At 39.5% G+C, this 13,213-nt stretch carries 11 protein-coding genes and 2 pseudogenes; 5 read left to right on the top strand and 8 right to left on the bottom strand.

The window, feature by feature from the left end:
* Nucleotides 1-169: 169 nt before the first annotated feature.
* From NSTCB13_RS22805 to NSTCB13_RS22795, 3 genes and pseudogenes are all read left to right on the top strand, one after another.
* Nucleotides 170-661 (top strand): hypothetical protein, encoded by a 492-nt coding sequence (locus NSTCB13_RS22805; protein WP_094348614.1) that lies wholly within the window; start codon nucleotides 170-172, stop codon nucleotides 659-661.
* A gap of 162 nt (nucleotides 662-823) precedes the next feature.
* The gene (gene rpmF / locus NSTCB13_RS22800; protein WP_445630650.1) at nucleotides 824-997 is read left to right on the top strand and encodes a 50S ribosomal protein L32; all 174 of its coding nucleotides are present in this window, start codon (nucleotides 824-826) and stop codon (nucleotides 995-997) included.
* A 295-nt stretch (nucleotides 998-1,292) separates the two neighbouring features.
* Nucleotides 1,293-1,899: pseudogene (locus NSTCB13_RS22795) on the top strand (sulfite oxidase-like oxidoreductase).
* A 79-nt stretch (nucleotides 1,900-1,978) separates the two neighbouring features.
* Here the strand turns inward: NSTCB13_RS22795 and NSTCB13_RS22790 are convergent.
* Nucleotides 1,979-3,361, bottom strand: coding sequence for an aldehyde dehydrogenase (locus NSTCB13_RS22790; RefSeq protein WP_448273895.1), 1,383 nt, complete (start codon nucleotides 3,359-3,361; stop codon nucleotides 1,979-1,981).
* Between the two features lie 183 nt (nucleotides 3,362-3,544).
* Nucleotides 3,545-4,699 (bottom strand): ATP-binding response regulator, encoded by a 1,155-nt coding sequence (locus NSTCB13_RS22785; protein ID WP_448273894.1) that lies wholly within the window; start codon nucleotides 4,697-4,699, stop codon nucleotides 3,545-3,547.
* A 464-nt stretch (nucleotides 4,700-5,163) separates the two neighbouring features.
* Between NSTCB13_RS22785 and NSTCB13_RS22780 the strand changes: the two genes are divergently transcribed.
* Entirely contained in the window at nucleotides 5,164-5,694 is a 531-nt protein-coding gene (locus tag NSTCB13_RS22780) for a hypothetical protein (protein WP_448273893.1), read from the top strand.
* A complete protein-coding gene (locus NSTCB13_RS22775) occupies nucleotides 5,643-7,622 on the top strand; it encodes an NACHT domain-containing protein (RefSeq protein ID WP_448273892.1) in 1,980 nt (659 codons plus the stop codon). The genes NSTCB13_RS22780 and NSTCB13_RS22775 overlap by 52 nt, the downstream gene beginning before the upstream one ends.
* Before the next feature lies 1 nt (nucleotide 7,623).
* On the opposite strand, the pseudogene ureC reads toward NSTCB13_RS22775, so the two are convergent.
* The 6 genes and pseudogenes from ureC to NSTCB13_RS22745 all read right to left on the bottom strand — a co-directional run bounded on the left by ureC (nucleotide 7,624) and on the right by NSTCB13_RS22745 (nucleotide 13,207).
* Nucleotides 7,624-9,340, bottom strand: a pseudogene (gene ureC, locus NSTCB13_RS22770) (urease subunit alpha).
* 64 nt (nucleotides 9,341-9,404) lie between these two features.
* A complete protein-coding gene (locus tag NSTCB13_RS22765; protein WP_448273891.1) occupies nucleotides 9,405-9,710 on the bottom strand; it encodes an urease subunit beta in 306 nt (101 codons plus the stop codon).
* 21 nt (nucleotides 9,711-9,731) lie between these two features.
* Nucleotides 9,732-10,034 (bottom strand): urease subunit gamma, encoded by a 303-nt coding sequence (ureA, locus tag NSTCB13_RS22760; protein WP_448273890.1) that lies wholly within the window; start codon nucleotides 10,032-10,034, stop codon nucleotides 9,732-9,734.
* A gap of 42 nt (nucleotides 10,035-10,076) precedes the next feature.
* Nucleotides 10,077-10,916, bottom strand: a complete 840-nt coding sequence (locus NSTCB13_RS22755) for an urease accessory protein UreD (protein ID WP_448273889.1) — start codon at nucleotides 10,914-10,916, stop codon at nucleotides 10,077-10,079.
* Nucleotides 10,917-10,989: 73 nt separating this feature from the next.
* Nucleotides 10,990-12,276: a photosystem II assembly protein gene (locus tag NSTCB13_RS22750; protein WP_448273888.1), complete on the bottom strand. Its 1,287-nt coding sequence runs from the start codon at nucleotides 12,274-12,276 to the stop codon at nucleotides 10,990-10,992.
* On the bottom strand, nucleotides 12,269-13,207 hold the full coding sequence (locus NSTCB13_RS22745; protein WP_448273887.1) for a radical SAM protein: 939 nt from the start codon (nucleotides 13,205-13,207) through the stop codon (nucleotides 12,269-12,271). The genes NSTCB13_RS22750 and NSTCB13_RS22745 overlap by 8 nt, the downstream gene beginning before the upstream one ends.
* Between the last annotated feature and the right edge of the window lie 6 nt (nucleotides 13,208-13,213).

The raw sequence follows: 13,213 nt of genomic DNA, 5'->3' as shown, positions 1-13,213 counted from the left end.
TTAAAATTGCGGTTGGCTTTGCCAAAAAAACAAAGCTAACCTATGTCTTATAGTCTAGGTGATTCCGATCGAATCTTAAGTTAGAATGTAATTTTTATTACGTTAATTAGCCGGAAAAATACCTTTACCTAATTTCAATAACAGATCGTTACTAAGGAGATAGAAGGTCATGAGCAAAATTTCTGCTCACCTACCATCATCGCTCGCTCCCTTTTCAGTTATTAGCCAAATTGCCAGAAGAATCCGGATAATTCCTTTAGTAGTTTTGCTCATATCTACTGTTCCTGCGTGGTTTTTGATGGAAGCGATCGCACCGCAGCTTGTGCGAGCTTACACCGCTAGAGTCGATCTAGCTATTGACCGCCTGCCGGAAGAAAACTATGAAACCGTTCTCAGGAGGGCGGAAGCGGTCGCTAGAGCAGCTGCTCAAAGGAGCTTCGACCAAGATATCTTGGTGACAGATGTTTCCATCATTGTGTCCGTACAAAATTATGGAGCGATCGCACCAGTCCTGACATTAGATGTCAGTCGTCCTCAATGGCGATCGCGTCCTGATGCTCAAAACTGGGCCACTTACTTCAAAACTGCGCGATCTTTACTTTTCTTTGAAAATAACTCTAATCAAGTTCCAGCAGCTAGCGCTGTGTCAACGCCAAAATGACGGATTGAACTAGAAGTCCGAGCCAAAGCTTTTTTGGCTCGGAACCTTGCGTCCTTGCGTCAGTCTTAACCCAACTTACTTATTCCTGACTCAACTGTTGTCTTTGGCGTCAGTGGATGGCCTAGAATAAGAAGGTTGTCAAGAATCGCGATATCTGCTGACATGGCTGTTCCTAAGAAGAAAACTTCCAAATCAAAACGAGATAAACGTCGAGCTACCTGGAGGCATAAAGCCGTCGTTGAAGCTCAGAAAGCCCTATCTCTGGGCAAGTCAATTTTGAGTGGACGTTCTACATTTGTTTATCCAGCTGCTGAAGAAGAGGAAGAAGAATCATAATTTCTCAGTCAGGAAAAGCACGAACAGCACCGATAGATTTGATTGCCAAACTCAACAATCAAACTTCCGATCGCTAGATAAATGCTTTTTCTTAGCTTTCCTGATTGCATTATGAATCATAGACACTCTACATCAGCTCATTAGATCGAAAAAAATTGGTAGTGAGTAATTGGAAATATCCATTACCCATTACCTATCATTCAAGAGTTCATATAAAGAGTAAAACATCTGATACTGTTGGCAACTCAGCAAAAAAGCTTGTAAACATTTTGAGAAAACTTATTTTTCTCTAACTATGCTAGGAAAATTTTTTCAGAAACCAGGCAAAGAAGAAAGCGATCGCGTTCCTCCTGGTCAACACTTAGCTAAAGGTTTTCCCGTATTAACTTACGGTGAAACTCCCCAAGTTAGCACTGAGGAATGGGAGTTTCGAGTTTGGGGTTTAGCAAAATCTGCTACCTTTTGTTGGTCAGATTTTATGGCGCTACCTCAACACGAATTCACAGCAGACTTTCACTGTGTAACGCGCTGGTCTAAACTTGATGTCAAATGGACTGGCATTAAAGTTACAGATTTCATGAGTCTGATTGAATTAGACCCGAAAGTAGCCCACGTTATGGAACACTGCTATGGCGGCTACACCACCAATATTTCTGTAGAAGATTTTCTGCGCGAAGAAAACTTCTTTGCTTTTAAAGTCTTTGGTGAAGACCCTTCCATCTGAACACGGTGGGCCGATGCGGCTAGTTGTACCCCACCTCTACGCTTGGAAAAGTGCTAAGTGGATTAATGGTTTGGAATTTTTAGCTGTTGAAGAACTTGGTTTTTGGGAGCGCAATGGCTACCATCGCCGTGGTGAACCTTGGGCTGAGGAGCGTTACAGCAACGCTTTTGGGTTCTAATAATTAATAGTTAAGAGTTAGAAGTTAGGAGTTAGGAATTTAGAGTTAAAAATTCATTACTCATAACTCCTAACTTTTTTTAACCCAGAAGTTTCTTGATTAGCGGCAATTTGCCCTGATATGGAGCATATCGCCATTTTAAATCGAGCCAGAAGGAGTTTTGCAATACACTTTTCTTATGGGAAAAGGTGTCAAAGCTAGCTTTGCCGTGATAGTTGCCAATACCGCTATCTCCCACTCCACCAAATGGTAAAGACGAGACACCAACCTGCATAACTGTGTCGTTAATACAGACTCCACCAGAGGAAGTTTCCTGCAAAACTCGCTTTTGTAGGTTTTTATCTTGAGAAAATAAGTATAACGCCAAGGGTTTGGGTCTAGAGTTAATCAAGGCGATCGCTTCTGTAATGTCAGTATATTCAATGATCGGTAGAATAGGCCCAAAAATTTCTTCTTGCATTACAGAATCTTCTAGCGAGACATTATCAATCAGTGTTGGGGCAATATAACGCTCCGAAGGTTGATTTTCTCCACCGATAACAACTTCACCGTCTTTGAGAAAACTAACCAATCTCTCAAAGTGTTTTTCACTGATAATCCGGGCATAATCAGGACTGCTTGCTGGATTCTCGCCATAAAATTCTTTTAAAGATTTTTCCAGACCATCTATTAAATCTTTTTTGATTTTTTTATTCACTAAAAGATAGTCGGGGGCGATACAAGTTTGTCCAGCATTAATAAATTTGCCCCAAGTAATCCGTCTGACAGTGTGTTCAAGATTAATGTCAGTATCTACAATACAAGGACTTTTACCACCCAATTCTAAAGTTACTGGTGTGAGATATTTTGCTGCTGCTGCCATAATGATTTTGCCGACGGCTGTACCACCAGTAAAAAAGATATGGTCAAACTTTTCTGCAAGTAGTTTTTGACTTACTTCCACGCCTCCTTCAACCACTGCAAGATAAGCAGGGTCAAAATGTTTGGCAATAATCTTAGCAATAACATCAGACGTGTGAGAAGCAATTTCTGAAGGTTTGATAATTGCACAATTCCCGGCTGCGATCGCACCTATTAACGGTGAGATAATTAACTGAAATGGATAGTTCCAAGGGCCGATGATTAAGACAACCCCTAATGGTTCTGGATAAATTTTCGCTGAGTAGGAAAAAAAATCCCAGGAAACCGCTGCTTTTTGGGGTTTAGTCCAGTTTTGAAGATGTTTGATGGCGTAATCAATATCCTTAATTACGCTGATTTCTGTAAGATAAGTTTCTACTTCTGGTTTATGTAAATCCGCTTTTAATGCCTCAACTATTGACTGTTCATGCTCAATGATTGCTTGCTTAAGATTTTTCAGTTGTTCAATGCGAAAATTTACATCTTTAGTTTTGCCCGTTTGAAAAAACTCTCGCTGACTCTGGATAATATTGCCAATGTTAGATAATTCAGTAGTAATCATTGTTTTCTCCTATCAAAAACTATTTAATCCTAATACTATTATCTCAGCATCTTTAATTATTCAATTGTTAGCGTTTGATTTTCTAAGTTAGTTTTTTTAGGTTAAATTATCTTTAGTTAGTAGTAAATTTATAAATCATGAATTACTAGGATAAAAAACTCTATAATTCATAATTTATAATTACTAGTTTTTTCCTGCTTTGGTGGGTAGAAGTACACTAAATATACTACCTTTGCCCAACTCGGAATTAAGCAGAATAATACCTTGATGTGCCTCGACAATTCGACGAGAAAGATACAATCCTAAGCCACTACCAGAACTTTTATGACTGCCTTGGCGAAATCGTTCAAATATAGTGGCTTGTTCTTCAGGGGGAATACCTGGGCCAGTATCCGCTATCTCAATTCTAATGTAGTCAACGGAATTGGATGTTTGAGAGAACTGAGATTGATTACTTTTGTTGAACTGGCGTTGAGAAGTAAAACGAATAGTAATAGACCCGGAGTCGGTAAATTTGATCGCATTTCCGATAAGATTGGTAAATAGACGATGCAGTTCCAAGCGATCGCCCATCACTGTGTTTGTGCTTGATTCTTCAGTAACGTCCAAATTTAGAGAGAGTTTTTTATCTTGAGCTAAGGGTGCCAATTCTCCAGTCACTTCATCTAGCAGTTGTCTTAGATTAACCGGTTGAAACGCCAAACTTTTACGACCCGCTTCAAAACGATAAACTTCCAATAAGGTATTGACCATAGAAAGCAGGTTGATATTGCTACGGGCCATGATGGCGATTACTTCCTGCATTTGCGTTGATAATGTTCCCAACGCGCCTTGCTGAAATAGCATCAACATGCGATCGGCAGCTACTAAGGGAGTGCGTAAGTCGTGGGTGAGGCGGGAGACAAAATCTTCTCGCTGACGAGCAATTTCATCACGTTCATCCATACTATGCTTCAAACGTAGGAGCGATCGCACTCGTGCCAGCAATTCGTCTACTGTTACAGGTTTGCGGATAAAATCATCAGCACCCAAGTCTAGTCCGTGGGCGACGTTGGGCGCATCGTGGGCAGTTATTAACAATATGGGGATGTATTGCGGCAATTTCATCTCTCCACGAATGTGCTTAGTGACTTCGTACCCGTCCATACCTGGCATCATCAGATCCAGCAGAACTAAATCACAAGGAGAAGCTTTCAATTCTGCCAAGGCCGAAATTCCATTTTCAGCGGTGCTAATGGTGTAACCTTCTTCCTCCAAAATAGTTTTAATCAAAAACACGTTATCAGGAGAGTCATCAACAACCAGAATTTTGTCAGAGCGAGAAGATTGTGAAGTCATATAGATGCAAGGTACGGGGTAAAAGTAAATTTTTGATAAGGCTAGCTGTATTTGTAACAATTTGTCTAGCTATATGTGTGTGAATCGTTCTCTTTTGTTGGCTCAGGCAGAGACTTTAGAGATGTTTTGAGCAAAATCCAATCAAGATAGAGTATAAGAATCTGCATTTTCAGAAAGTGGTTGAGACATTGGAAGCTTTCATCCCTCAGCAGCCATGCCCAGATTTTTTTCAGCAATAGCACTAGGATAACTTCAATAGATTTCTTGAGAATCAGAGTAATTAATATTTCTAACATTGCGATCGCCTCAGTTGCTTGACTGAGTTAAATGTCGCAATTTTGTTTTGTAGTTATTTATTTGACTTGTAGTGATTTACATTGACTTGTCTTGACATCTCGTGACTTACCGCAAATCTCTGCAAATGCGAGCTAGACTGAACTTTAAGGCGATTTCACACTAGGTATATGTCGTTACCAAAAGACTTCCTAACACAACTAGAGCAATACAGCGAATTGTCAAACCGAGAAAAGGCAGTCTTTTTGGAAATCTTCAGTAGTGGCAAGAGTCGAGTTCAAGTTACACAAACGTTCAACATCTCTGATAGCAATCTCAGCAGTTGTCTAACGGGGATTTACAAGAAATTCTGTATCAATGGCAGTGGGCCTGTGAAAGAAACCCGCTTGCTGGAGTATCTCCAAAAGCGATATTTGCAGCACAAACCTTCGGGTAGCTCAACTATTGATATTGCAGAGGATGACGTTGATGTTCTAGTTCAAGAAATCCGCGAAAAGGTTAAACCCAGCATTAAAGAAAAATGTGGAACCATGCGCGTGCTGGATATGCCCCAGCCAATTGAATTAACTGGAGAGCGAGGCATCTATACCAACGTCAACATTCTGGAGAAAATCACAGGGGACGCAGGCGACTGGATATTCCTGAACTGTTGCAAAACTGCGATCCAGAACACTTTGATCGCTTTGGACTCAGGCGAATAAAAGAGAAGCGAGTATCGGGACTAGAAGTGGTGCAACGCTACAGTAAGCTGATGGTTTTAGGAAAACCTGGAGCAGGGAAGACCACGTTTTTGAAGTATTTGGCGATGCAGTGCATTGAAGGGCAGTTTTTAACAAACCGAGTTCCTTTATTTATCACCCTCAAGGACTTTGCAGAAGCGCTCAAACAGCCAGATGTATTGAAATATATTGCTCAACAATTATCAAGTTGTGGAGTATTCAATGCCAGCGTTAAGGCAAACCAGCTTTTGAGACAGGGTAAGGTATTGGTTTTATTAGATGGCTTGGATGAAGTCCGAGAAGAAGATACGAAGCGTGTCTTAAGGCAAATTAGAGATATTTCCGATCAGTTTTATACTAATCAGTTTGTCATTACCTGTCGGATAGCTGCCAAAGAATACACCTTTGAAAGGTTTACAGAGGTGGAAGTGGCAGATTTTGACGAGGAGCAAATCGCCATTTTTGCTCAAAACTGGTTCCAGTTAAGCGATCCAGTAAAAGCTGAAAGATTTATGTACAAACTTGAGGATAACGAGCCAATTAAAGAACTGGCTAGCAGTCCATTATTATTGACTTTGCTTTGTTTGGTATTGGGCGAAAGCGCAGATTTCCCAGCAAATCGTTCTGAACCTTATAAAGAAGGTTTAGACATATTGCTGAAAAAATGGGATGCTAAACGCAACATTGAGCGCGATCAAGTTTATAAAAACCTTTCTTTGCAACGTAAGGAAGATTTGCTGAGTCAAATCGCCTTGACTACTTTTGAGCAGAAAGACTATTTCTTTAAGCAAAAAACGGTTGAGATATATATAGCTAACTTTATTAAAGGCTTAGATGAGACTTCTAATGAGCCAAAGAAATTAGAACAAGATAGTCAAGCGGTTTTGAAGTCTATTGCAGCCCAGCATGGGCTACTGGTAGAAAGGGCACAAGGTATCTATGGTTTTTCTAGCAGGACACTTCAGGCATATTTTGCAGCAAGAGAAATTGTTACTAATTCTGCCTTTGAAAAGCTATTACGCTATATCAATGATAAAGATTGGCGTGAAATATTTTTACTTACTATAGGTATGATGAGAAAAGCTGATGAACTATTGTTACTCATGAAGCAGAAAATCAGTTTAATGAAACCGGATGATAATGATATAAAGAATTTTCTGTCTTGGGTAAGTCAAAAATCTTCTACTATTTCTTCTTTTGAACCATTTGCTGTTTGGACTTTCTATCTTACTTTAGATTACGATCTGTTTTCTGTTCTTGTAGTCTCGCAAGGTCATACTGATAGCCTAGATCAGGGAATTTATCATGGCTGTAATCTTGCCACCAATGCAAGCCTTATTTCTGCTTTTCATACTTCTCTTGCAATAAATAAATATCATAATTTTATTTCTATAATTTCTGAATCTAAGGAACTTGCTCTCGATCGTTATCTTGTTTTAGCGTTAAATTTAGCATGTAATCTTGACCGCACTTTTAATCTTGAATTTATACGGCATCGTAGCTCTAATAATATTAATTTATCTTTATCTACAAAATATATAACAACCTTGAATGAAGAACTACTTCAAATTCTTGAATATGCCTATACTTACGCCAAAGATAAGAATTTAAAAAACTCAATCTATCAGCTTAAAAAACAAATATATCAAATATTTGAAAATAGACAAAAAAATCATCTAAACCTAAAAAATAAGAGGCAATCTTGGATTGATAAGTTAAGAAAATTAATGATTGAGTATCGCAATATTGGTCATAATTGGCAATTCAACGATGCACAAATAAAGCTTTTGCAAAGTTATTATGATGCTAATAAGCTGCTTATAGATTGCCTGAATAGCGATTGTTATGTAAGCCGTGAAGTAAAACAGGAAATTGAGAATACTTTGTTATTACTTGTTACCAATGAGTGAATTAGAACAAAAAGTACCTCTGCGCCATTGGTAAAACTGTCGCAGGTTCACAAATCAGCAACTCACCATCTGCCCTGACTTCATAGGTTTCTGGATCAACTTCAATGTGTGGTAGTGCATCATTTAGCTTCATATCCTGCTTACTCAATTGGCGTGTTCCAGAAACTGCAACTGCTGACTTTTTTAAACCTAGCTGATTAGGAATTTCTTTCTCTAAAGCTGCTTGGGAAACAAAAGTTAACGATGTAGCATGACGCGCCCCTGCAAAACTACCAAACATCGATCGCATATACACTGGTTGCGGTGTGGGAATACTGGCGTTAGCATCGCCCATTTGCGCCCATGCAATCATTCCCCCTTTAATCACTATTTCTGGCTTGACGCCAAAAAATGCCGGACGCCACAAACATAAATCTGCTAATTTTCCCTCTTCCACTGAACCGACATATTCAGCAATTCCGTGAGCGATCGCTGGGTTAATCGTATACTTAGCAACATATCTTTTGGCTCTAAAGTTGTCTGCTTGTTGCTCACTTCCTTGTGGGTTAAGAGTTCCCCGTTGCACCTTCATTTTGTGAGATGTTTGCCAGGTGCGAATTATCACTTCGCCCACTCTTCCCATCGCCTGGGAGTCGGAAGAAATCATGCTAAATGCGCCTAAGTCGTGCAAAATGTCTTCAGCAGCAATGGTTTCCCGACGGATGCGAGATTCGGCAAAAGCAACATCTTCAGCGATCGCAGGATCGAGGTGATGGCATACCATCAACATATCCAGATGTTCGTCTAAGGTGTTGAGGGTGTAAGGGCGTGTGGGATTGGTAGAAGATGGCAGAACATTGGCATGGCTGCAAACTTTGATGATATCTGGTGCGTGTCCGCCACCTGCGCCTTCGGTGTGGTAGGTGTGGATGGTACGATTCTTGAAAGCGGCGATCGTATCTTCAACAAATCCGGCTTCGTTCAGGGTATCAGTATGAATAGCTACTTGCACATCATATTCATCGGCAACGCTGAGGCAAGTATCAATTGCCGCGGGTGTAGTTCCCCAGTCTTCATGAAGTTTTAATCCCATTGCACCGGCGGCTACTTGTTCTACAAGTCCTTGGGGTTGACTGGCGTTACCTTTACCCAAAAATCCTAAGTTGACGGGAAAAGCATCAGCAGCTTGCAACATTCGGTAAATATTCCAAGGGCCGGGGGTGCAGGTAGTGGCATTTGTACCCGTAGCCGGGCCAGTACCACCGCCGATCATGGTGGTAATTCCAGAAGCGATCGCAACTTCAATTTGTTGGGGACAAATAAAATGAATATGGGCATCGATACCACCAGCAGTGAGAATCATTCCTTCCCCTGCTAAGGCTTCGGTTCCGGGGCCGATAATAATATCTATATTATTTTGAATATAAGGATTCCCGGCTTTACCAATTTTGAAAATCTTGCCATCTTTAATGCCAATATCTGCTTTGACAATACCCCACCAATCGAGAATTAAGGCATTAGTAATTACTAAATCTACAGCACCATCGGCATTAGAAATGGGGGATTGTCCCCATCCCATCGCGGATGACTTTACCGCCGCCAAATTTCACTTCATCGCCGTAGGTGGTGAAATCTTGTTCAACTTCAATAAATAATTCTGTATCTGCAAGTCGGATGCGATCGCCTATTGTTGGGCCGTAGGTTTCGGCGTAGGCGCGGCGATCCATTCTGTAAGGCATATAAAATCCTTTTTTTTTAACGCAAAGGGACGCAAAGGGAAGCCCAGAGGTACGCAGAGGGTTTTTAGAGGTTTCCGTTAATTTTGGCGTTGAAGCCGTAGACTTGGCGAGTACCAACGAGGGGGATTAGAGTTATTTGTTTTTCGTCGCCTGGTTCAAAGCGAACTGCGGTTCCTGCGGGGATATCGAGGCGCATTCCTCGCGCTTGTTCTCTGTCAAAGTTTAAGGCGGTGTTGACTTCATAAAAGTGATAGTGGGAACCAACTTGTATGGGGCGATCGCCTGTATTTGAAACTTGCAATTTTATAGTTGGACGACCAACATTTAGTTCAATTTCACCTGCTGGTGTGATAATTTCTCCAGGAATCATAATAAATTAAAATTTACAAAATTAACGAATTGGATTATGTACTGTCACTAACTTTGTTCCATCAGGAAAAGTAGCTTCTACTTGCACTTCATGTACCATTTCTGATATTCCTTCTATGACATCATCCCGCGTCAATAGAGTTGTACCATAACTCATCAATTCAGCTACAGTTTGCCCATCCCTTGCACCTTCTAAAATGGCAGCAGAAATATAAGCAACTGCTTCAGGATAATTCAGTTTTAAACCCCTTGCTTTACGTCTTTCTGCTAATAAAGCAGCAGTAAAAATTAATAGCTTATCTTTTTCCTGCGGCGTAAGTTGCATTCTTGCCTTTTCCTTCGCGTCCTTCGCGCCTTCGTGGTTCGTTCAAAGCTGCCACACTCTTGGTATATAATTACCACGATTCAAAAAAGAAACTCGCAGCAATTGCCAAACATCAATAAACCAGTTTCTCACCTCAGATGTAGAAGCACCGCGATATCGACACAATAATCCATGTTGTAATCGACTAACACCCGCTTCACCTTCCCCGCCCCATAAATTTCGCGTTTTTTCGACAATCTCTGCTGAAACTGCACCACCAACCCAAACTAGACTACCTACTATTGGTTTTCCAGCCAAGCCGTGGGGACTGTGAAAAGTTTCTTCACTACCCCATAACCATTGCCGATCGATCCATAAGGGAATACCTTGTTGCCATATTTCCGTGTGCGATCGCCATTCTCCTTGCAAGAATTTTTCTCCTCTAGCACTGCGACCAAATCGGGTAATTTCCCAGCCTAAAAAGCTAGCCCCGGTTGCTAATTCTACCCGTAAATCTTGCCGATAAATCGCGTCGTTAAATAAAATTGTCTCTTGCGGCAACCACTCCAAACAAGCACCAGCATCAACTTCCATTTGGATGATTTGTCTGGCTTGTAAGCCATTGCTGCGATATATCTTGCTTGCAGCAGCTGTAGTGATTAGGGTTTGGGCTTGGGTTTGGAGGTGGATGTTAGAGGATAAGCGATCGCCTCCCACCATTCCCCCAGCTGTGTGTAAAATGACGCTATGACAAACTTTTCCCCCTTCTGGGTAAAATGGGCGCTGTACCTTTAGGGGTGCTTGATGGCGATCGTAAATTAACTGGGTTGTGTCCTGGCGATCGGCATAGACTAAATTAAGTTTGCCATGCCAACCTTCTGCTATTTGTGAGTTGCAGGTCATTTATAAATTCAAGGTTCAAGTTCAGATATCTTATATTTTTTTAATGCATTCTTTACTCTTTACTTGCAATTTATTATGACTTTTCCGCCAAAATTATATAATCATCTAATGTATAGTGTAACTGATGCTTTTGACCCAAATACTTTTTGAGTATTGGACTCATATACAGTTGTTTTGGTAACTTTTCTCGAGCAAATTTACCAAATTCAGCAATGGACAAAGGTGTTCTTAAACCTGTTGAGGTTAGATATCTATACCACACAAACTCTAATCCCAATTCTGCCAGAAATTTATTCACTACGTTTTTTTCTTGCTCTTGGTTTTCAACTTGGTGAACATCGTAAATTTTAAATAACTTTTTATCTTGCACAATTAGTAGAATATAACCTGAACTTTTTAAGCTTGTGGCAAATATTTGCTTGTACGTATTATTAGCCTCAACCCTCTTAGCTGGATCTATAAAGAAGCAGTGGGAAATTACTATAAAGTCGAAAAAGTCTTTGGGTAGATTATTAGATTGAGTTTTCCAATTAAAAATATCAGTAGTAACAAAACGGAAATAAGCATTTACTGCGGTTAGGCGCGACTCTATATATCGTCGCCAAAACTGAAGTCCCCGAAACTGGAAAGCATCTTGTTTTTCTAAAGAGTAGTAAGATATGTGCATTTGTGGTATATCAAAAAAACCACTACTACTTTGAAGAAATAAAGCTAAACCATAAGCAACTGTTCCTGGGCCTGCTGCAATATCAAGGATATTAACCTTACTTAGTAGTAAAGCATCTTGGTAAATGAGAAACCAAGCTAAATATATACAATATACATTTTCTAAAAAATACTTCATAAAGTAGACATGAGGAGTTAGACTAAAACGATAGTCTGGATCTTGTCCATTTTTTAAGTTATTAATATCCTCAAGAGCGTCTTCTAACTTAATAAATAACTGTTTATCAGGAATTTTACTAAATTCTTCTTTGAGATATTCAACTAGCCTTGATTCAAAATCATCAAATATCCGTTCATCAATAGCAGTAGATTGCAGTTTATATTCATCATGCTGAATTAAATTAAAAACTTTATGGATATATTTAACAAATTCTTCATCTGGCATTAAGATGAAATTATCTTTTTGCTGAGACGTTTCTGTTAGTTGTTTAGTTAAAGTTTCTGTTTGTAATTTGTACTCTTGGGAATAACGTTCAAGTTGAAGTTTATCCCTAAATAGTTTTTCTAACCATGAGAATCTTGCACCTGATTTTTGAATCTCTTGTAAGAGTTTGACTGCACGTCGGACATCTCCACGTTTTAAAGATAATTTGAACTGTTGACTTCGCCACCAATTGACGATAGGATTATTCATAACCAAATCCCTGTTTACCTTCCATAATTTCTACACCTTGAAGCTGAGAAACTAACTTTTCCTTAAATTTCATATAGCTTAATTTCTCATTTTCATACCACCAAGCGTATTTTTGCTTAATTTCTTCAGCTTCTTTACGAGTTGAGGCGATGAGAGAACGGCGATCGCTAGAATGAAAAGCTTGAATTACAATCCTATCGGCGATGGCTAGTTTATCAATAAAAGCAGCTTCATCTGTTGGTAAAGTAGGAAGTAGAGGGGTAATTGTGATAGAAATTTTAGGAAGAAAACCTTTATAATAATCAATACTTTGTTTAATTTTAGTGATAGCATTTAGTCTAGCTTTAATACTAGGCGATCGCAATTCAAAATCTTTCCTCACTAATTCGCTACCAGTGAGAATGCTCATATTAATTCGCAATCGTTTAAATCGTTGTAAATAATCAATATCTCTAGTAATAATTGGGCTACGAGTTTGAATCACCAAAGTTGGAGTAGGATAACCGTCAATCCCCACATCAAGCATTACTTCTAACAATCGACGAGTCAATTGATGTTTAGACTCAAGTGGTTGATAAGGATCGGTAACGCTACTCATGTATATACTAGGAGGATTTTGGGGATTTTTTTCATACCACTTTTTTAATTCTTTCGCTAAAACTTCAGCAGAATTTTCCTTAAAAATTACCCATTTACCCCAATCTTCGCGCATTTGAGCATTAGGGGTAAATGCAGCAGCATAGCAATAGCTACAACCGTATTGACATCCCCTGTAAGGATTTAGAGTAAAATCATAATTACCAATAAAACCAGTAGCTTTTGTTAAGAGCGATTTCGCATTTTGTGCAAAAACATTAACATCTCCAAACTTTTCTTTGACTAATTTGGTAGGAATGCATTCACAATAACCTTCATATTTTGGTTGTGCCATATGAAT

The organism is Nostoc sp. DSM 114160 (assembly GCF_053470305.1).
Note: the sequence above shows the minus strand (reverse complement) of the source record. Positions and strands in the feature narration are given on the sequence as shown.